The sequence below is a fragment of the Actinoplanes sp. KI2 genome (assembly GCF_025630775.1).
Classification (GTDB): Bacteria; Actinomycetota; Actinomycetes; order Mycobacteriales; family Micromonosporaceae; genus Actinoplanes.
Window position 1 is genome coordinate 1 of sequence record NZ_JAOSZE010000045.1, and the last position, 19,246, is coordinate 19,246.

General features: G+C 70.9%; 14 protein-coding genes. 7 read left to right on the forward strand and 7 right to left on the reverse strand.

The annotated features are described in order from the left end of the window. Window positions 1–67: 67 nt before the first annotated feature. Together acpA and ODJ79_RS36805 are read right to left on the reverse strand one after the other, a co-directional pair. Window positions 68–1,705, reverse strand: a complete 1,638-nt coding sequence (gene acpA, locus ODJ79_RS36800; protein ID WP_263028296.1) for an acid phosphatase — start codon at window positions 1,703–1,705, stop codon at window positions 68–70. Window positions 1,706–1,818: 113 nt separating this feature from the next. Further along, entirely contained in the window at window positions 1,819–2,706 is an 888-nt protein-coding gene (locus tag ODJ79_RS36805) for a phosphotransferase family protein (protein ID WP_263028297.1), read from the reverse strand. Window positions 2,707–2,777: 71 nt separating this feature from the next. Between ODJ79_RS36805 and ODJ79_RS36810 the strand changes: the two genes are divergently transcribed. From ODJ79_RS36810 to ODJ79_RS36825, 4 genes are all read left to right on the forward strand, one after another. Continuing rightward, entirely contained in the window at window positions 2,778–3,296 is a 519-nt protein-coding gene (locus tag ODJ79_RS36810; RefSeq protein ID WP_263028298.1) for a GbsR/MarR family transcriptional regulator, read from the forward strand. Between the two features lie 2 nt (window positions 3,297–3,298). Further along, window positions 3,299–4,195 carry an SAM-dependent methyltransferase gene (locus ODJ79_RS36815; RefSeq protein ID WP_263028299.1) on the forward strand — a complete coding sequence of 299 codons (897 nt, stop codon included), beginning with the start codon at window positions 3,299–3,301 and terminating at the stop codon, window positions 4,193–4,195. Window positions 4,196–4,358: 163 nt separating this feature from the next. Then, window positions 4,359–6,782 (forward strand): ATP-binding protein, encoded by a 2,424-nt coding sequence (locus ODJ79_RS36820; RefSeq protein ID WP_263028300.1) that lies wholly within the window; start codon window positions 4,359–4,361, stop codon window positions 6,780–6,782. Window positions 6,783–6,786: 4 nt separating this feature from the next. After that, the gene (locus ODJ79_RS36825; protein WP_263028301.1) at window positions 6,787–7,164 is read left to right on the forward strand and encodes a response regulator; all 378 of its coding nucleotides are present in this window, start codon (window positions 6,787–6,789) and stop codon (window positions 7,162–7,164) included. Here the strand turns inward: ODJ79_RS36825 and ODJ79_RS36830 are convergent. Further along, window positions 7,159–8,661, reverse strand: a complete 1,503-nt coding sequence (locus ODJ79_RS36830; protein WP_263028302.1) for a cellulase family glycosylhydrolase — start codon at window positions 8,659–8,661, stop codon at window positions 7,159–7,161. The genes ODJ79_RS36825 and ODJ79_RS36830 overlap by 6 nt on opposite strands. Window positions 8,662–8,867: 206 nt before the next feature. On the opposite strand from ODJ79_RS36830, the gene ODJ79_RS36835 reads away from it, so the two are divergent. Together ODJ79_RS36835 and ODJ79_RS36840 are read left to right on the forward strand one after the other, a co-directional pair. Continuing rightward, on the forward strand, window positions 8,868–9,587 hold the full coding sequence (locus ODJ79_RS36835; RefSeq protein ID WP_263028303.1) for a hypothetical protein: 720 nt from the start codon (window positions 8,868–8,870) through the stop codon (window positions 9,585–9,587). Window positions 9,588–9,595: 8 nt separating this feature from the next. After that, window positions 9,596–10,978: a glutamate decarboxylase gene (locus ODJ79_RS36840; protein WP_263028304.1), complete on the forward strand. Its 1,383-nt coding sequence runs from the start codon at window positions 9,596–9,598 to the stop codon at window positions 10,976–10,978. A 73-nt stretch (window positions 10,979–11,051) separates the two neighbouring features. Here ODJ79_RS36840 and ODJ79_RS36845 read toward each other — a convergent pair whose 3' ends face one another. The 4 genes from ODJ79_RS36845 to ODJ79_RS36860 all read right to left on the reverse strand — a co-directional run bounded on the left by ODJ79_RS36845 (window position 11,052) and on the right by ODJ79_RS36860 (window position 18,232). Continuing rightward, window positions 11,052–12,023, reverse strand: a complete 972-nt coding sequence (locus tag ODJ79_RS36845) for a helix-turn-helix domain-containing protein (RefSeq protein WP_263028305.1) — start codon at window positions 12,021–12,023, stop codon at window positions 11,052–11,054. A 56-nt stretch (window positions 12,024–12,079) separates the two neighbouring features. After that, complete coding sequence (locus ODJ79_RS36850; RefSeq protein WP_263028306.1) at window positions 12,080–15,751, reverse strand: S8 family serine peptidase; 3,672 nt, start codon at window positions 15,749–15,751, stop codon at window positions 12,080–12,082. 195 nt (window positions 15,752–15,946) lie between these two features. Then, window positions 15,947–16,909, reverse strand: coding sequence for a pectinesterase family protein (locus tag ODJ79_RS36855; protein ID WP_263028307.1), 963 nt, complete (start codon window positions 16,907–16,909; stop codon window positions 15,947–15,949). Window positions 16,910–17,053: 144 nt separating this feature from the next. Then, window positions 17,054–18,232: an ROK family transcriptional regulator gene (locus ODJ79_RS36860; RefSeq protein WP_263028308.1), complete on the reverse strand. Its 1,179-nt coding sequence runs from the start codon at window positions 18,230–18,232 to the stop codon at window positions 17,054–17,056. An 80-nt stretch (window positions 18,233–18,312) separates the two neighbouring features. Between ODJ79_RS36860 and ODJ79_RS36865 the strand changes: the two genes are divergently transcribed. Then, window positions 18,313–19,239: a carbohydrate ABC transporter permease gene (locus tag ODJ79_RS36865; protein ID WP_263028309.1), complete on the forward strand. Its 927-nt coding sequence runs from the start codon at window positions 18,313–18,315 to the stop codon at window positions 19,237–19,239. Window positions 19,240–19,246: the final 7 nt, after the last annotated feature.

The following is a 19,246-nucleotide window of genomic DNA, read 5'->3' on the forward strand; positions in this document are numbered from 1 at the left end:
GGCGTTCAGCCGTGCCGGCCGGGCGCCTCCGGGCGTTCAGCCGTGCCGGCCGGGCGCCTCCGGGGGCTCAGCCGTGCCGGATGCCGCCGGTGCGGAGTGCGGGGCCGAGGTCGTTGACCCGGGCATCGCGTCCGAAGCGGGTGTCGAGCGGCGCCAGGCCGTACTGGCGTTCGATGGTGCGCACGATCGACGTCGTGTCGTAGGAGGTGTGGTCGACTCCGGACCTGCGCAGCCCTCCCGAGATCAGCAGGGCGGGGATGCGCGTGCCGGGACCGTACTCGTCGGACGGCCCGGGCGTGGCATGCCGGCCCTGGCCGGGCGGGACGACGTGGTCCCACTGGCCGCCGAACTCGTCGTAGGTCACCACGACCAGGGTGCTGGCGGCCTGCGGTCCGGTCATGACCGCGGTGAGCAGGTCGACCAGGTGCCGCTCGCCGTTGTCGGTGCTCGCGTAGCCGGGGTGCTCGTTCTCCGCGCCGTACGGCTTGACGAAGCTGACCGCGGGCAGCGTGCCCTGCCGGGCGGCGGCGAAGAACGCGGTCTCGTCCCGGAGGTGGTCGCGGGGGTGCTCGCCGGTGCGCGGGTCGACGTAGCCGGGCGCGTACCGGGCGAAGTAGTTGAACGGCTGGTGGTGGTACTGGAAGAGCGGCCCGGGGTGCCCGGCCGCCGCGTCGTCCCAGCCGCCCGCATACCAGGCCCAGGGAATGTTCCGGTCGGACAGCTCGTCGCCGATGGTGCGGCGGTAGTTCGGCGCGGTCGGGTCGACGTCGTTGACCAGCGGCAGCGTGTTGGCGCCACCCGCGCTGGGCGGGTTGGCCGGCTGGACCGTGTTGACCGCGTAGTCGCCGCAGGCGAAGCCGGGCCGGCCGGGGCACGCCTGGGTGACCGGGCCGTCGTTGAGCGACGGGTCGCTGGTGTGCAGCGGGTAGGAACGGGCGCCCGTTCCCGCGGCGGGCGGATTCGGGTTGGGGAAGCCCTGGGCGTCGACCACCGAGTGTGCGGTGGCGGGCGCGCCCGGCCATGGTGGCGCCTGCGCGGCGACCAGGTACTGGTGGTTGAGGAACGACCCGCCGAACGCGGCCTGGAAGAACCGGTCCGCGACCACGTAGTTCGGCGCGTCGGCGGCGTGCAGGTATTGGTAGATGGGCAGCTGACGGGTGTCGTAGTAGCCCTGAGTGAGGCCGGCCGCGTCGCTGCCGGTGCTGTAGCGGTCCATCCGGCCGCCGTCGAGCTGGTACTGCTCCTGGTAGAACCGGTGCACCAGGTCGCGGGTGCAGCCGCCGGGCGTACCGCCCGGGCAGGTGGGGCTCTCCGGGGTCAGATGGTCGTTGAGCGAGAACGGCCGGTTGGTGAAGTGGCTCGCGTACGAGAATCCGTTGGTCGCCGTGTCGGTGCCGCAGGCGGCGTCCAGCGGCGGCGTCGCCAGGCTGGGGTCGTTCTGGTACAGGCACCGGTACGGGCTGCCGTCCTGCCGGACCTGCACACTGCGCCGCGCGTAACCGGGAGCGCCACGCCCGTCGACGCGCTGGTCGCCGACCTGGCCCCAGCCCGCGTACAGGTTGTCGAAGCTGTGGTTTTCCTGGTAGATCACCACGAGGTGGGTGAACGGGCCGAGCGGTCCGTGCCGCGGATGGGCCTGAGCGGGGGCGACGACCAGCCCGAGCACGAGAACGAGCACACCGAGCACCACGCCAACCCGCCTCATCCGTCCGCTCCTTCCAGCCGGCTCACCGCAACCTATCGCGATGACATGATCGCGCACGGTGTCGGTCGTGGCGTCCATCATCGAATGCGACGAGCCGGGCGAGTCTTCTCGGATCAGGCCAGTGCCAGCAGCCACTCGGCGTTCAGGGCCACGTCGTCCCAACGGTCGCGGGTGGCGCAGTAGCCGATCGAGCCCAGACCGATGTGAATCCGGTACGCGCGCAGCGCAGCCGGATCAGGGTCCCAGCGGCGTCCGATCGCCGCCTCGATGTCGACCGAGGACCACTGCGGGTACCACCCCCAGCAGTACAGCAGCCAGGCGGCGTCGTAGAGCGGATCGCCGAAGCAGGCGCTGCCCCAGTCCAGGACCCCGGCGATGCGGTCGCTCCCGACCAGCACGTTCCGGGCGAGCAGGTCGTCGTGGATCATGCGGCGCTCGTCCGGCAGGCCCGGCGCGAGCCGGCGCAGCGTGGCCAGGCCCCGTTCGAACGGCTCCAGACCGACGTCGGACGCGGCCAGCGCGGCCCGCCAGCCCGGGACGCGTGGGGTCTCGTGTTCGACCGCGAGCAGGTATTCCGGCCAGGAGCGGTGGGGCGCCGTCCGGGACGGGTCCCAGATGCCGTAGCCGCGGCCGCCGACCTCGATCCGGCCGATGGCGTCCATGACATCGAACAGATCGGGCAGGACGGCGGCGAGGGCGCCGGCGTCGAGATCGTCGAGCGGCGTGCCGGTCAACCGCTCCGACACGGCGTACGCCCACCCGCCGGTCTCGCCGCGGGCGATGACCGCGGGTACCGGCAGCACGCCGCGCACGACCGCGCCGACGGCCTCGTCCTTCGCGAAGTCCCCGCCGTACCGGCTGACCCGCAGCACCATGTCCTGCCCGGCGACGGTCAGCGCGTACGCCGTCGACCAGGCCCCGGCGGCCAACCGCTGCGGAAAGCCCGCGTCGCCCAACAGGCTGCGGGCGACGTAGCCGGCCACCTGATCGGGATGGTCCATCCGGCCACCGTATCCAGGCGACGCAGCCACCGGCCTGGACAGGCACGCCGCTTCAGTGAAGACTGAAACTTATGAAACGGCCATCCGATGCTGAAGCGTCTGACAACGATGCAACAGGCGCTCCCTCGGCAGCCGTCCTGGAGTGGGTCGAACGGCTCGCCAAGTACTGCTCCGACCAGGACGGCGTGCCGCTGATCGCCGGGCGCGTGCTCGGCTGGTTGATGATCTGCGACCCGCCCGAGCAGTCCGCGCAGCAGATTGCGACCGCGATCGGGGCCAGCCGGGCCTCCCTGTCGACCAACCTTCGCCTGCTCAGCTCCGTCGGGTTTGTTCGCGTCCTGACCAAGCCGGCGTCCCGGACCGTGTACTACCGCGTCGACGACGACGCCTGGGAGAAGGTCGTCCAGCGGCAGATCGCCTCGCTGGCCGCCCTCGGGAAGATCTTTCAGGATGGCGCGCCCCTGGCCGGTTCGTCGCCCGATCGCGGTGGGCGCATCGCCGCGGCCAACGAGGTCTTCCGATGGATGCAGCAGATCTTCGACGACGCGCCGCCGCTGCCGTCGACCGCCCGCGCAGCCAAGGAGTCATGAGGATGACAGCGCTACCGGCCGTGTCACAGACCGCCTTCGGCCCGATGGTCATCGCCGCCTGCGAGCAGATCCGCCCGCCGGATCAGCGGCTGTTCGACGACCCGGACGCCGTCCGCCTGCTGCCACCCGGCCAGCGGCTGATCGTCGGCGCTTGCCGATGGAAACCGGTCCACCGACTGCTCGTCCGGGCCACCGACAGCAAAGCGCACGGGCTGTGGGCCGGCATGCTGTGCCGCAAACGGTACGCCGACGACAAGGTCCGAGATGCTCTGCACGACGGCATCAAACAGTTCGCCTTTCTCGGCGCCGGCCTCGACACCCGCCCCTACCGGCTGGTGACACCGACCGGCGCCCGCTCCTTCGAGACCGACCTGCCGGCCGGCATCGCCTACAAGCGCCGCCGCCTCACCGACGCCTACGGCCAGCTGCCGCCCAACACCACCCTCACCGCGGTCAACCTCGAAACCGACGATCTCACCGCCGCGCTGACCGCGGCCGGCTTCGACTGGAACGAACCGGCCATGTTCGTCTGGGAAGCCGTCACCCAGTACCTGACCGAGGACACGGTCCGCAAGACGCTTGCCTGCCTCGGCTCGTCCGCGCCCGGGAGCCGGCTCATCTTCACCTACCTCCGCCGGGACTTTCTCGACGGCACCGAGGACTACGGCGCCGCGCCCGCGCGGCAGGAGTTCGTGACGAAACGCCACGTCTGGCACTTCGGGCTGCGTCCCGAAGAAACGCCTACGCTGCTGCGCGACTACGGCTGGATCGAACGGGAACAGGTGGGACCCGCCGAGTATGCCGAACGATATCTCGTCCCCCTCGGACGAGACCTGACCGTGTCGCCGATCGAACGATTCGTGTACGCCGACCGCTCGACGAACGAAGCTCAGACCTAGGCCGAACCATCGGGGACGCGGTGTGACCTGCTGCACCTGCCCATCTGTCTGATGCCCGGAAATTTGCGCTGCGGGGTGTCAGGGTGGTGGTCATGCGGGAGCGGTCTGACGGGTTGGCCGCGCCGGACCCCCGCTCCGATGCGCGGCCGGCATGAAGGCGATCGTGCAATGGATTGACGGCACGGTCGCCTCCCTGCCGCTCGGCGTTCTCGAGGTCTGGGGCAAGCTGGCCTACCTCGTCGGGATTCTGCTGGTGGTCGTCGCGTACGGCGGCTTCACCTTCAGGCCGGGCGGGCATTGGCGGCTGGGACGGGAGCGGCAGGCCTGGGATGCGAAGGCCGTCGTCAGCATCCCGTTGACCTTCATCCTGATCGTGGTGTCGGGCTACCTCGGGTCCTTCATCGTGCTCGTTCCCGAAGCGCAGACCTTTGAGTCACTCAAGGATTTGGCCGTCTTTGTCTGCATCCTGCTGCTCGGCTATCCCGCCCTCATCACGGTGCCCTTCGCGTACGGGTTGTCCGACCTGATCGAGGGCGTACCGCCCGGATTCCTGCTGGACTGGCTGCCGGGCTACTTCATCAACCCGGCCTGTTTCTGGGTCGCCTATCTTCTGATCGGCCGGAACCCGGACTTCCGCCGGCTCCGGACCTGGCGGCGGTACCTGCTGTTCGTCGCGGTGTTCCTGGCCGTCGAGCCGATGCTGTGGGGTCACCTCACCGCGGAGCAGTTCACCCCCGCGATCTCCTACCAGGGCGTCAGCTCCGCGCTGTTCTTCACCACGAGCATCACCTGGATCCTGGCGCCGGTGGCGATGCTCGCCGCGTTGCCGGCCGCGCGGAGGTTCGGACTGTTCTGGGCGGAAATCCCGGGCCATGTCCGGGAACGGGTCGTGGGACGTAAGGAGTGGGTCTGGACCTCCGGCACCGGCACCGAGGATCCGGCAACGGTCGCGACCCGTGAGGTCTGGCCCATCCGCATGGTGCTCCTGACGCCGTTCATGACCCTCGTGCTGTTCATGGTGGGTGCGACATCCTATGTCACGCTCCGAAGCGCGGAGGAGGATTCGGACAACCTCGCGTCCCGGCTTCATGAGGAGATCTCGGACAACATCCGCCTCCGCCTCGCCGGGCGTCCGGCGGGCGCCGAGGACGACATCAGCGGTTTGCTCCGGAGCCTCCCGGTAGCGCGTCACGGCGTCGCGCTCGTCGTCGATCGCTCGGGGCAGGTGGTCGGCTCGTCGGCGGCCCCGGGGGACCCGGTGGCGGCGAAGGCGGTCGCCGAGCTCGGCCGGACACCGCTGGATCCGGACCGGTTCCGCGCCGGCTTGCCCTATCGCTTCGTGCAGGTCACGCGTAAGCCACTGCACCGGGAGACCTGGCTGGCGCGCGCCATCGCCTACCCGGACCCGCAGACCGGCAACGACTGGCTGGTGCTGACGGTGATGCCGGAGTCGTACTACCAGGCCGGCGCGCAGGCCGGCAGCAGCCGCACGGCCGTGGTTTTCGCGCTGGCGCTGCTCTTGTCGCTGGCCATGGCCGCGGTGCTCGCGGCCATGTTGACCGCACGGCTGCAGCGACTTTCGCTCGCCACGCGCCTGCTGGCACTGGGAGATCTCCGGCAGCGGGTGCCCGGCAGCCGGCTGGCCGAACTGGACAGTCTGGCCGGCTCCTTCAACGACATGGCCGAACAACTTCAAAGGTCCTTCAAGGATCTCAACGACGAGGTGCGGCTGCGCAAGCACGCGGAGAGTGCCGTACGTGAGTTGAATGACGACCTCGAACACAAGGTCGCCGAACGCACCCTCGAGCTGCAGATCGCCACGGCCCATGCGGAAGCGGCCGACCGGGTCAAGTCGACGTTCCTCGCGCAGATGTCCCATGAGCTCCGGACTCCGCTCAACGCGATCATCGGCTTCGGGGAGATCCTCTACGACCGGCAGGTCGATCCCTCGTCACCGCAGGCGCAGGAGTTCCTGGGTGACATCCTGACCAGCGGCCGCCACCTTCTGCAGCTCGTCAACGACATCCTCGACCTGTCCAAGATCGAGGCCGGCGGGTGGGTGTTCCGGCCCGAGAGCATGGATGTCAGCGCGGTCGTCGGCGAGGTGTGCGGCATCGTGCGGACGGCTGCCGCCGAGAAACACATCCGGGTCGAGGCGGAGGTCGAGCCCGGGCTCGACGCCACCCTGGATCCGGCCCGCTTCAAGCAGGTGCTCTACAACTACGTGTCCAACGCGCTGAAGTTCACGCCGGAACGGGGACGTGTGGTGGTCCGGGTACGGGCTGAGGACCCGGATCGGCTCCGCCTGGAGGTGGAGGACACCGGCGTCGGGATCGCACCCGACGACATCGCGCGACTCTTCGCCGAGTTCGTCCAGCTCGATCCCGGCAAGGATCGCGTGCTCGGCGGGACCGGTCTGGGGCTTGCGCTCACCCAGAGACTCGTCGAGGCGCAGGGTGGCTCGGTCGGGGTCACCAGCGAGCTCGGCAAGGGGAGCCTGTTCTTCGCGGTCTTCCCGCGACACGGCCCGATTGATGAACGGACACCGCACCGAACTGCAAGGGAAGGTGAGACCGATGCCGGGTGAGCCCGTGCTCATCGTCGATGACCATCCAGCCAACCTGAAGCTCCTCGACTTCGTGCTGGCCCGGCAGGGCTACGAGGTCCGTACCGCGCCCGATGCCGAGGAGGCGCTCAAGATGCTGCAGGACTGGCAGCCGCGGATGATACTTCTCGACCTGCAGATGCCGGGGATGGGCGGCTTGGAAATGGCGCGGCGGCTCAAGGCCGACCCGGCGACGCAGGGGATTCTGCTCGTCGCGGTCACCGGGGCTGCCATGAAGGGCGACGATCAGATCGCCTTGGAGTTCGGGTGCGACGCGTACCTCAGCAAGCCGATCGATACGCGTACGCTGCCCGACTTCGTGGCGCAACTGCTCGTGAAGAGCGCCCCGCCGGGCGTGCTATGACACCGACATCGCGACGTCGTCGAACCACACCGTGCCGGTGTTGGCGCCGGACTTGAGGTGCACCTGGAGGCTGGCCGCGCCGGCCGGCGCGACGTCGTCGACGGTCAGCTTCGTCCACCCGGTGGTGCCCGGAGCGAGCGCCGCCGAGGACGTCCCGCCGAGCCACTTGTCGGTGGCGTCGAACCAGCTCAGCGCGATCTGGGTGGTGCCGGTGGCGGCGTTGCCCCGGGCGTACACCTCGGCGTGCCATTTCTGTCCGGGCTGGACCGGCGTGATCGGCGAGACCCGGTAGGACGGCGAGCCGGCGGCGGTCTTGCCGGTGTTGCTCAGGCTGACCGACCAGGTCCCGGTGTGCGCGACCGCCTGCGTCTTGGTGGCCACGCCGAGCTCCGGCAGGTAGGGCCGCCACGGCGTCTGGTTCGCGGCGTTCTCGAAGCCGAGATCGAGCAGGTCCGCCGGGTACGCGGTGCCGGTCCAGGCCGCCTTCACCACGGCGGCGACCGGTTTCGCGGTGCCGTCGGTGCGGTAGAGGCCGAACTGGTACTGGGCGGGAATCTTGGCGACCGCGGAGTCGGGGATGGTGCCGGCGGCGAAGTCGGTGAGCGTCCACGGAGCGACCGAGCGGATGCCGGCCACGGCCGCCGCTTGGAAGACCCGGGCCAGGTACGCGGCCTGTTCGCCCTCGGTGGAGGTCAGGCTGCTCAGCCCGGTCTCGCCGATCACCAGCGGAGTGGGCGCCACGGCGGCCTGGGCCTCCCGCAGGATCGCCAGCGCACGCTCCGAGGTGGCGTAGAAGTGGAAGTCGTAGTAGTCCAGCGGGGTCGCGGTCAACGCCGCCTTGAGCTTTGCCAGGCCCGCCGTGCCGTCGGAGGCGCTGACCGAGATGGTCACCGGGGTCGCCGGCGCGGCGGTGCGCAGTACCGGGAGAAGCTGCTTGGCCCAGGCGACGGCCGCCGCGTTGTCCGGGTGGAGCTCGTTCTGCAGATCGATCGAGATGATCCGGCTGTCGTACCGGTAGGGCGCCAGGACGGCGGCCGCCCAGGTGCTGCTCCCGGTGATGTCGGTGTAGCCGTCCCACCAGTCGAAGAGGGTCAGCTTCACCGTCATGTCGTGCGCGGCGGCCAGCGAGACGAACTGGGCGAGCTTCGCGGTGTACTCCGGTTTCGGCGTCGGATAGCCGAAGATCGAGGGAAACAGATTGGCGCGTACGCTGTTCGCGCCCAGCGCGGCCGCCCTGGCCAGGTCGGCGTCGACGGTTGCCGGATCGAAGGCGGTCCACATCTTCGTCCAGCCCGCCGCGGACGGGTAGTAGTTGATCTGCTTCGCGGCCTGGACCGCGGCCAGTCGTTCCCCCCATCGACCGACGTCGTCGGTGGCCGGCGCCGGGGTGACGGGCGCGGCCACGTCGGCCACGGCGTTCATCGGGGCGCCCGCCAGCAGCAGCGCGGAAGCAAGGGCGGCCAGGAGCGCCCTCCGGAGAGTGGGGCGAGCGTGCATGCGGTCAGTCCTCGGCGGGGGGATCGAACAGGTGATCAGCCCTGTCGGCCGCGGTCCGGGTCCGATCAAGCCCTTCCGGTTGCGGTTGGGGGAGCGGTTCGGGTTCCGTCCCGGTCCGTCGCATCGCCGGTCTTCACCCCGGGTGGGTGAGCCGCCGGCCCGCGATCGGGACGAAGCTGAAGGTCCCGACCAAGCGGAGGAGCGGCATGAGGGTGCGGCCGGGCCGGCTCAACACGGCGATCGCGAGCCTGTTCATCGTGGGCTCGGCCTGCTTCGCCCTGGGCTCGGTACCGGACTTCGCCGACGCGGTCGGCGGGGTTGCCGACGGCGTCATCTTCTTCGTCGGATCGATCTTCTTCACCACGGCGTCGTTCCTGCAGCTCGTGCAGGTGCAGACCCCGGGGTTGACCGCTGTCGGGTCCGAGGGTCAGCGCACGCGGACGCCGGTGCGATGGTGGCGCCGGCTCCCGCACGACCGGAACTGGTGCGCGGCGGTCACGCAGTTTCCCGGGACGCTGTTCTTCAACGTGAGCACGCTGGCCGCCCTGGCACACAACGCCTCGGTGCGGGAGCAGGACCGGCACGTGTGGCGACCGGACATCTTCGGATCGACGCTGTTCCTGGTTGCCAGCGCGTTCGGCATCCTGGCGGTCGGCACCTTCTGGAGCTGGCGGCCACGGTCCGTTCCGTGGTGGATCGCCTGGCTGAACATGATCGGCTCGCTGCTGTTCATGTCGTCGGCGGTGACCAGCTTCGTCCTTCCCAGCTCCGGTGACGTGATCAACCTGCGGGTCGATGTCGCCGGCACGCTGTTCGGCGCCCTGTTCTTCCTCGTCGGGGCCGTTCTGATGTTTCCGGCCTGGCGACGGGCCGTCCGCGAGGCGGACACGGCCGCCGCGCAGGCACAGTCGATCACCAAGTCCTAGGGGGACGCATGAGCACGAACGCCAAGACCGACACCGACGCGGGTGCCGCGCTGTACGGCAACCGGTTCATCACGCGGGAGGCGCCGAGCCAGACGTTCCCGGACGAGGGCATGCCGGCCGTGGACGCGTTCCGTCTCGTCGCGGAGGAGATGGCGCTGGAGGGCGATCCCGCCCGGAACCTGGCCACCTTCGTCACGACCTGGATGGAGCCGGAAGCGCAGCGGCTGATCGCCGCCAACCTGCACCGGAACTTCATCGACCACGCCGAGTACCCGCGCACCGCGGAGATCGAGCAGCGCTGCATTCGCATGATCGCCGACCTCTTTCACGCGCCGGGCGAGACGACCGGCGCGCGTACCCAGGGCTCCTCCGAAGCGATCATGTTGGGCGGCCTGTCCCTCAAATGGAACTGGCGGAAGCGGCGCGGCAGCGCCGGCTCGTCGACCGCGAGCCCGAATCTGGTCTTCGGCGGCGACGTGCACGTGGTGTGGGAGAAGTTCTGTCGCTACTTCGATGTGGAACCGCGGATCGTGCCGCTACGGCCCGGCAAGTACACCATCGGGCCCGAGGACGTCGAGCCCCACATCGACGAGAACACGATCGGCGTCGCGGCCGTGCTGGGTACGACGTTCACCGGGCACAAGGATGACATCGTCGGCATCAACGACCTGCTGCTGCAGATCAAGCGCGAGCGCGGCCTCGATGTGCCGCTGCACGTGGACGGCGCCAGCGGCGGCTTTGTCTGGCCGTTCCTCTACCCGGACTCGCCGTGGGACTTCCGCCTCGAGCAGGTTCGCTCGATCAACGTGTCCGGGCACAAGTTCGGCCTGGTCTATCCGGGCATCGGCTGGCTGATCTTCCGAGAGAAGGCGGATCTGGCCAAGGAGCTCGTCTTCGAGGAGAACTACCTCGGCAAGACCGACTCGACGTTCACCCTCAACTTCTCCACCGGATCGGCGGTGGTTCTCGCCCAGTACTACAACCTCGTCCGCTACGGCCGGGCCGGATACCGATACATCATGAAGAACATGCAGGCCAACGCCCGCATACTCGGCGAGAAGCTGGCGGCGATGAACCGTTTCGAGCTGATCGGGCCCGACCTGGAGCAACTTCCCCTGGTGGCGTTCCGCCTGGCCGCCGACAACGGGTTCGACGAGTTCGACCTCGCGTGGCAGCTGTCGGCCGAGCGCGGTTGGATGGTGCCCGCCTACACCCTCCCGCCGGACGCCCAGAATGTGACGATCATGCGGGCGCTCGTCAAGGAGACGATGAGCCGTCAGCACGTCGACCTGCTCGCCGAGGACATCGAGGACGCCTGCGCCACGCTCGCGAAGAAGGGCGGTGCGCACGAATCGGAGCGCCGCAAGATCGTCCAAGGGCCGGGTCACTGATCAGGCCCAGCCATTCCGGTCAGGCCCAGCCATTCCGGTCAGGCCCAGCCTTTCGGTAGGCCCAGCCTTTCGGTCAGGCCCAGCCTTTCCGCGCCGCGTGCCAGCCGAGCTGCACCCGGGTGCCGACGCCGGCCCTGGCCATCAGCTGATGGATGCGGCGCTGCACCGTGCGCAGCGACAGCCCGAGCTTGCCGGCGACGGCCTGGTCGGTCAGCCCGCTGAGCAACAGCGCCAGGATCCGCCCGTCGACCTCGTCGATCTCGGCCGGATCGACGCCGGAACCGGGCAGCAGCGGATAGCCCCGCTCCCAGAGCACGTCGTGGAAGGCGAGCATCGCGTCGAGCAGCCCGCTCGGGTGGATGAGCACCGACGCGGCGGCGGTGTGCTGGTTGTGCCGCAACGGCAGCATCGCCACCTCGCGGTCGACGATCACCGCCTTGACCGGGACCCGGTCGACCACCCGGATCTCCTGCCCGGCCGCGGCGCTGGCGACCACGTCGTCGACCATGCCCGGCTGGTCCAGCACCCGCCGGTCGATGATCGCCCGATAGCGGACGCCGCGGCGCAGGCAATCGTCGCCCGCGGCGTTCTCCCGGTGCAGCACCACGGACAGGTGCGGTACCACCAGGGAGAGCACCTCCTCGCGGGCCGCCTCCTGCAGCTGGGCGAAGCGGTGCCGCACCGCGTCCACGTCGGTGATCACCTCGATGACGTCGGCGGACGTCCGGCCGGCGCTCGCCGACCGGTACGTCTCGGCCAGCGCCGCGATGGCGAGCTCCGCCGCGCGGAGATCGTCGTGCCTGCTGCGCAGCAGACCGGCCAGGGCGATCGCGGGCGGCGCCGGGGCGAACCGCACCGGCCCGTCCCCGGCCGGCGGCTGCGCGGTGGCCAGGCCGCGCCCGACCAGCGCGGCCAGCGAGGCGGCGAGCTCGGCCCGGGCCAGGCCCGCCTCGGGAAGCAGGTCGTCCAGGGTCACCGCGCCGCTCGCGACGAGCAGGCGATAGGCCTGCTCCTCGGCGGGATCGAGGCCCAGGGCGGCGAGCATGCTCCGAGGGTACGAGCGGGGGCCGCGGCCACCAACGGGCCGCGGCCTTTCGGTGCTCATCTGAGGCCGTACGCCCGGATCACCTCGCTCGTGACCGCGTTGCCCGCACTGTCCCAGGCGCGCGCTCTCAGCGACACGTATCCGGCGCGCGGTGCCACGAAGGACGCCGACCAGCCGCCGCCCGCCCGGCCGGACAGCGCCGCCGGGCGCCAGGTGACACCGTCGTCGTAGGAGACCGAGAGCGTCGCCCCGGCGATCCGCCCGGCGCCGACCGCGCCGGCCAGGTGGCCGGCGGTCAGCCCGATCTGCTGCCGCCCGCCCGGCACGTTGCCGGCCAGGTCGGCGCCGACCAGGTAGTCCAGCTGCAGGACGGGCATCAGGTCGACCTTGCCCGGCCCGGCCGGAAGCGACTTGACGGTCCAGACGGTGTGGGTGCGCGGCGACAGCCGGAAGACCGCCGGGTCCCGGCTCGCGACCAGATCCAGGGTGTACGTCGCGGGTCCGGCCGGGATCGGGTACAGCGAACCCGACGCCCAGTCGAAGGTGCCCACCAGCGTGCCGTCCTGGTACACCGTCAGCCGCTTGGTGTCGCCGTCCTGGAGGTAACCGGCGTGCCCCGCGCCGCCGTCCGCCCACGGCTGGACGTTGAACGCGATGGACAGCTCGTCCCGGGTGGACGACCAGAAGCCGCCGCCGTCGCGGGGCCGGACGACCGGGCCGAACCAGTCGTCGACCGTCCGCGCGCCGCGCCGCAGGGCGTGCACCTCGGCGCTGGAGACCAGGTTCGGGCCGGGTCCGGTGACCGCGGCCTCGGCCCAAGCGGTGCCGGGCTGGGCCGAGGCGTAGTCGACCCGGGTGCCGGGCATCGTGGTCCGCAGCAGGGCACCGAGGCCGTACGTGCGGTACGGCCGGTAGTCCCAGCGGAACTCGCCGCTCGGGTATCGGGTGTGCCCGTCGAGGCTGTGGAACCGCATGTCGACGGTGGCCAGGTCGGCGGGCCGCGGCCGGTAGGCGAGGTTCACCGGTATCCGGCCGGGGTGCGGGTCGACCAGGTCGTAGACGTACGGCGAGTCGGGCACTCCGGCCACGGTCAGGCGTAGCCGGCCCGCCCGCGCCCGCGGGATCAGGTTCGCGCCCTCCCGGGCGGTCACCGACACCACGGGCACGGCGCTGAGGCCACCGTCGTCGGTGCCCACGTAGTCGGTGAGCTTGCCGGGCCGGTCGTTGACCACGATGAGCAGCCGCGCGCCGGCCCCCGCCGCGTTCCGGGCCCGCTCGGCGCCGGTCAGCGCATCCGACCGGGTGACCAGCACCGCCCGGCCCTTCGCCCGCAGGCCGGCGTAGTCGGCCGGCGTTCCGGCGCCGGCGTAGACCGCGTCGAGGTCGCCCCGGCCGTCGTAGAACGAGGATCCGGCGAGGCCCAGGATCATCAGCGGCCGGCCGCGGTCGGCGACGGTGAGCAGCGGGTACGCCTTGCGCCAGCGCGCCTCGAACTCGAAGTCGCCGGTGGTGACCGGTGCGGTCGGCAGCGCGTACATGGTGTCGTAGACGGCGGGCAGCAGGTATTGGCTCGCGATCACGCTGTCCGCGCCGAAGCTGCGGTACCAGTCGAGGTAGAGCATGCGGTCCTCGGTGGTGCGCGGCACCTGGGCGGTGACCTCGCGGGCCTTCCGGGCGTCGAGCACCAGCGACCGGTCGTGGTCCAGCACCACCTCGGGCGCGCCGAGCAGGGCCAACCCCGCCGAGTCCGGGCCGTGGCTGCCGGCCACCTCGGCGTAGGACACCACGCTGTACGTGCCGGCGCGCAGCCGCAGGTCGGCCGTGCCGTCCACGAACACGTACGTCGGGTCGGGGACGCCGGCCTGCTGGATCTCCAGATACCCGGACACCGCCGCGCCGGCCCGGTCCTTCACGTCGACGTGCAGGGTGTACCGCTCGTCCTCGCGGTAGAGCCCCACCTGGGTGCGGACCGCCGCCCCGGTCGCCCGGTCGGTGGCGACGACCTGGCCCAGGTAGCGGCGTCCGGCGGCGGCCAGGTCGAGCCGCGCGCTCGCGGTGACCGCCGCCGTCCCGTGGGCCGGCACCGTGACGGTGCCGGCCGAGAGGCCGAACATCCCGTCCGGGGCGGCCTGCCCGGCGTCCGCCTGCGGGTCCGTGTCGTACGGGCCGCCGGCCACCGCCACGGTCTCCCGCAGATCCAGGGTGACCGCCGCATCGCCGCTGTTGGCGTAGGTGACCATCCGCTCGGCCGTCCGGCCGCCGGGCTGCGGCCACGCGTCGAAGCCGAGATACGCCGAGCCGGTCGCGGTGATCGTCGCCCGCAGCGCCGCGGCGACGTCGACCCGCCCCGCGCCGGACTGGTACGCGGTCGTGGACAACTGCCGGGAGCTGCTCATCAGCGCATCCTTGAGCTGCCCGGCCCGCCACTGCGGGTGCTGCTCGGCGAGCAGCGCGGCGGCCCCGGCCACGTGCGGCGTGGCCATCGAGGTGCCGCTCAGGGTCTGATACCAGCCGCCGTCGGCGGTGCCGCCCGCCTTGGCGGCCAGGATGTCGACGCCGGGCGCGGCGATGTCCGGCTTCAGGGCGTAGTCGCCGATGCGCGGGCCCATCGACGAGAACGACGCCAGCTGATCGTCGGAGTCGACCGCGGCGACCGTGAGTGCGGCGTCCGCCGCGCCCGGCGAGGAGATGGCGGCCTCGCTGTCGGCGTTGCCGGCCGCGATGACGAACAGTGCGCCGGTCTGCTCGGTCAGCCGGTTCACGGCCTGGCTGAGCGGGTCGTTGCCGTCGCTCGGGGACGATCCGCCGAGGCTCATGCTGATCACCCGGGCGCCCTGGCCGGCGGCCCACTCCATGCCCGCGATGATCCACGAGTCCGCGCCGTACCCCTCGTCCGAGAGGACCTTGCCGACCAGCAGGTCGGCGCCGGGGGCCACGCCGCGCTCGGTGCCGCCCGACGCGCTGCCACTGCCGCCCACGGTGGACAGCGTGTGCGTGCCGTGGCCGTTGCCGTCGCGGGCGGTCTCGCCCGGCACGAAGCTGACCGCCTGGCTGACCCGGCCTGCGAGGTCGGGGTGGTCCAGGTCGGCGCCGGTGTCCAGGACGGCGACCTTGACCCCGGCGCCGTCGATGCCGGCCGCCCACGCGGCCGGCGCGCCGATCTGTGCGGTGCTCTGCGCGAGGTCGGCGTGCTTGCGGGCGTCCAGCCAGACCTTGGCCGCGCCGGCGTTCGCGTGCTTCGCGACCAGCGCCGTCCAGGCTTGCCGGGTGCGGTTCTTGGCGACGCGTACGGCCCGGCCGTGGATGCTGGGCAGCGCCCGGATCGGGCCGGCACCGGCCGGGACGGGCGGCAGGGCCGCCGCGGCGGGCGAGGACAGGATCAGCGGTACGCCGCTGCTGTGCGCGTCGTCGTAACCCTGCTCGATCAGTGCGGTCACGTCGAACAGCCGGCGGTCGACCTGATCGGCGGCCAGGTAGGGCAGCGCCTCGTCCGGCAGGACGTACAGGTCCTTGCCGATTGTCTCGGCGCGGACGCCACCATGCGCGCCGTGCGGGCGGGTGACGTCGACGGTGTGCCGGCCGCCGCCGGCGTCGGACACCCGCACGACGTCGCCGGTCACCAGCGTGACGGTGTGCGTGCTGTCCGGCGCCGCCGTGGCGGCCGGGGTGACGGCCGCCGTGGACGGTGCCGGCGTAGCGGCGCCGGAGAGCAGGAGGAGGGCGACCATACCGGCTGCGGACACGGTCAGCGCGCGTCCGGATCGCCGCCCGGGCTGGGGGAGATTCATGGCCCTCGGTCTACCGGCTGACGTCCCGGTCCCGGAATCCTCGCGGACTGGCGGGGACGTGCATTGGCGGCGACCCGCCGTCGCCGCTGCACGACGGCGGCGACGACGGCGGTGCCGCCGGCCATGCCCGGGCGGTCAGGCCGTGGGATTCCAGCCGTCGGCGCCGGCCAGGTACTTCTGCTGGGTGTAGTTCGCGGCTTGCGCGTCGGTCAGCTGCGTGCGGTTGCTGTTGACGGTCGCGCCCGCGCCGGTGTTCTTGTACTCGTAGAACCGAGCGTTCTTCCAGGAGTTGCCGGACATGTCGGTCCACGGCTGGGCGACCTTGATCGTGGCGCTCAGGCTCGACTCGCGGAATGTGACCTGTGCCGAGGCGCCCCACGGCCGGCCCAGGTAGGTGACGTTGGTGGTGGCGCCCGTGACGGTCGACTTGTAGAACAGGAAACCGTAGGTCGAGCCGGCGTCGGTGTTCGCCGCGGTCAGGTAACCGCCCGTGCTGCGCTTCTCGTAGATCTGGCAGGCGTAAAAGACCGCGGCGCCGTTGCCGTAGATGAAGTCCACGGTGCCCTCGATGTAGGAGCTCCAGACGTACGCCCGGGCCTTGTTGTAGATCAGCAGGGTGTCCTGGTCGGCGATCACTCGTACGTTGCCCAGCCGCGCCCGGTCGCCGTAGAGCGCCAGGGCGAGTGCCTGGGAGGCGCCGTTGGCGGCTTCGTCGTAGTCGTTGCTGAACGTCAGGTTCTTGGCGTAGAACTCCTTGGCCTGCACGTAGACCGTGGCGGAGCCGGTGGTGCCGGCGGTCGAGGCGGGCTTGTTGTTGACGATGACCGTGGCGGCCGCGCTCGAGCCGAGGCCCTCCAGCGTGATGTACGGCTTGGTCGACGGGATGACCACGCTCTCCCGGTAGGTGCCCGCCTTGATCGTGATCGTGACGCGGCTCGTGTTGCCGGCCGGGACCGCGTTCACGGCGGCCTGGACTGTCCGGTAGGTGGCCGAGCCGTCCGACGCGACGGTCAGGGTGGTGGCGGCCTCCGAGGACACGGAGGTGATGCCGAGGACGGCGGCCGGCACCGCGACGAGGGCGGCCGACCAGAGCGTCATTCTTCGCGACGTACGCAAAACGTCTCCTTTGCCTGGGGCACGGGCCCGGCCGTCGGTGGTACGGCCGGACGCGTGCGGGACGAGGTGCACCGATCAGTAGATGCGCCGCCGCCCGCCAGACAACGACAAATATGAATATCCGAGTCAGGCGCCGCCGAGGACGTGCTGGATGCCGGCCACGGCGGCGCCGCGGGCCCAGTCGGTGAAGGTCAGCGGGGTGGAGACGATCTCCAGGGCGCAGCGCTGGACCTCGCGGGGGCCGGGGCGAAGCCGGTCGGCGATGACCTCGTCTATCTCGGGTGACGCCGTGAGCGCGGCGACGTCCTCGCCGGCGAGCACGATGCAGGTCGTCTGGAGCGCTCCCGCGAACGTGGCGACCAGGTGGCCGAGGGCGCGAGCGGCGTCCGCCAGCTGCCGGCCGGACTGCTCGTCCCCGGACCGGCTCGCCTGTGCCAGCCCGCCGAACGTGACCGGGCGCGGGACGGCGCCGGACGCCCGGTCCTCGGCGTCCTCGCGATTGAGGTACGCCGCGACGCAACCGGGATGACCGAGCCGGCAGCGCGGCCCCCGGGGGTCGACGGGCGCGTGCGCGAGCAGGTGACCGTTGTCGATGAGGCGTTCGACGGCGACGCCCTCCCGGACGACGGCGAAGCCCACCCCGGCGCCGACCGTGAGGACGCCGAACGTCGCGTGCGTCCGGCCGGCGCCGAACCACAGCTGCTCGCGGGCGAGGGCGGTGACGTCGTTCGTCACGATCACCGGCAGGCCGGTGCGCTGCTCGATCGGCGTGGCGAGATCGACGTCGCGCCAGCCGAGGAACGTTCCCTCCTGGACGATCGCGCGGTCGGCGACGACGCCGCCGATCGCGACGCCGACGCCGTCGAGGGTCGGGACGCGCCGGGCGAGTTTGCGGGTCAGCTGGGCGATGACCTTGATGGAGCCGGCGACCGGCACGCTGCCGTCGTGGTCCGGCTCCGGAAGCGTCGCCCGGGCGGTCGCCTTGACCTCGCCGAACATGTCGCAGACGACGCCGAAGGCGGTGTCCGCGGTGAGTTTGAAGCCCGCGACGTGACGGGCGCCGGGCACCGCGGCCAGCACCTGGCGGGGACGGCCCACGGCCGGTTCCCCGTCGAGCGCCTCGGAGGCCACGCCGTCGTCGACCAGAGCGCGGGCCAGGCGCGAGGTCGAGGCGTACGACAGGTTGAGGTGATCGCCGAGGGCCTGCCGGGTGGCCGGTCCATGGACGAGCAGGTGCCGGGTGACGGCAAGCTCGGCGGCGGACAAGCCCCGCCGCCGTCCCCGGGAAGCGCCCGTCATCACCATCTGCTCAGTTTACGAGCGTCGCTTGTCACGCCCAGCGGCCCGCTTTATTTTCAATCTGATTGTAAATAAAGGAGGCACCGATGGCGATCAGCACCTCCACCGCCCGGCACGCGCGGGCCGCCGCCGTCATCCGCCCGCGACGCCGGGACGACACCCGGCTCGCGATCCTGTTCATCGCCCCGGCTCTGATCGGCTTCCTGGTCTTCATGGTGTGGCCGACCCTGCGCGGCATCTATCTGAGCTTCACGAAGTTCAACCTGCTCACCCCGCCGCAGTTCAACGGCCTGGACAACTACGTCCGCATGGTGCAGGACCCGGTGTTCTGGAACGCGCTGCGGGTGACCGTCTACTACGTCGTGGTGAACATCGCGATCCAGACCGCGTTCGCGCTGGTCATCGCCGTGATGATGCAGCGGCTGACGCGGCGCACCTGGTTGCGCGGCATCGTCCTGACGCCGTACCTGGTGTCCAACGTGGTCGCCGCGATGGTCTTCCTGTGGATTCTCGACTACCAGCTCGGCATCGCGAACCATGTGATCGAGTGGCTGGGGCTGGACCGGATCGCGTTCCTGTCCGACAGCCGCTGGGTGATTCCCACGATCGCGCTGATCAACGTGTGGCGGCATGTCGGCTACACGGCACTGCTGATCTTCGCGGGCCTGCAGACCATCCCCGAGACCGTGTACGAGGCGGCACGCGTCGACGGTGCAAGCGAGATCACGATGTTCCGCCGGATCACCATCCCGCTGCTGCGGCCGATCATGGCGCTGGTCCTGATCATCACGGTGGTCGGCTCGTTCCAGGTGTTCGACACCGTCGCGATCACCACCCGCGGCGGCCCGGTGGACTCGTCCCGGGTGCTGCAGTACTACATCTACGACATGGCGTTCGGCCGCTTCCAGTTCGGCTACGCCTCGGCGATGTCGGTCGCCCTGCTGATCATCCTGGTCGTCGTCACCTTCGTGCAGTACCGGCTCACCCGCGCCGAGTCGTCGGATCTGGCCTGAGGAGGAC

Excerpts from the sequence above, each read along its gene's own strand:
- acpA (WP_263028296.1), bottom strand. The coding sequence starts at position 1,705 with ATGAGGCGGGTTGGCGTGGTGCTCGGTGTGCTCGTTCTCGTGCTCGGG.
- ODJ79_RS36805 (WP_263028297.1), bottom strand. The coding sequence starts at position 2,706 with ATGGACCATCCCGATCAGGTGGCCGGCTACGTCGCCCGCAGCCTGTTG.
- ODJ79_RS36810 (WP_263028298.1), top strand. The coding sequence starts at position 2,778 with ATGAAACGGCCATCCGATGCTGAAGCGTCTGACAACGATGCAACAGGC.
- ODJ79_RS36815 (WP_263028299.1), top strand. The coding sequence starts at position 3,299 with ATGACAGCGCTACCGGCCGTGTCACAGACCGCCTTCGGCCCGATGGTC.
- ODJ79_RS36830 (WP_263028302.1), bottom strand. The coding sequence starts at position 8,661 with ATGCACGCTCGCCCCACTCTCCGGAGGGCGCTCCTGGCCGCCCTTGCT.
- ODJ79_RS36835 (WP_263028303.1), top strand. The coding sequence starts at position 8,868 with ATGAGGGTGCGGCCGGGCCGGCTCAACACGGCGATCGCGAGCCTGTTC.
- ODJ79_RS36840 (WP_263028304.1), top strand. The coding sequence starts at position 9,596 with ATGAGCACGAACGCCAAGACCGACACCGACGCGGGTGCCGCGCTGTAC.
- ODJ79_RS36845 (WP_263028305.1), bottom strand. The coding sequence starts at position 12,023 with ATGCTCGCCGCCCTGGGCCTCGATCCCGCCGAGGAGCAGGCCTATCGC.
- ODJ79_RS36850 (WP_263028306.1), bottom strand. The coding sequence starts at position 15,751 with ATGGTCGCCCTCCTCCTGCTCTCCGGCGCCGCTACGCCGGCACCGTCC.
- ODJ79_RS36855 (WP_263028307.1), bottom strand. The coding sequence starts at position 16,909 with ATGACGCTCTGGTCGGCCGCCCTCGTCGCGGTGCCGGCCGCCGTCCTC.
- ODJ79_RS36860 (WP_263028308.1), bottom strand. The coding sequence starts at position 18,232 with ATGGTGATGACGGGCGCTTCCCGGGGACGGCGGCGGGGCTTGTCCGCC.
- ODJ79_RS36865 (WP_263028309.1), top strand. The coding sequence starts at position 18,313 with ATGGCGATCAGCACCTCCACCGCCCGGCACGCGCGGGCCGCCGCCGTC.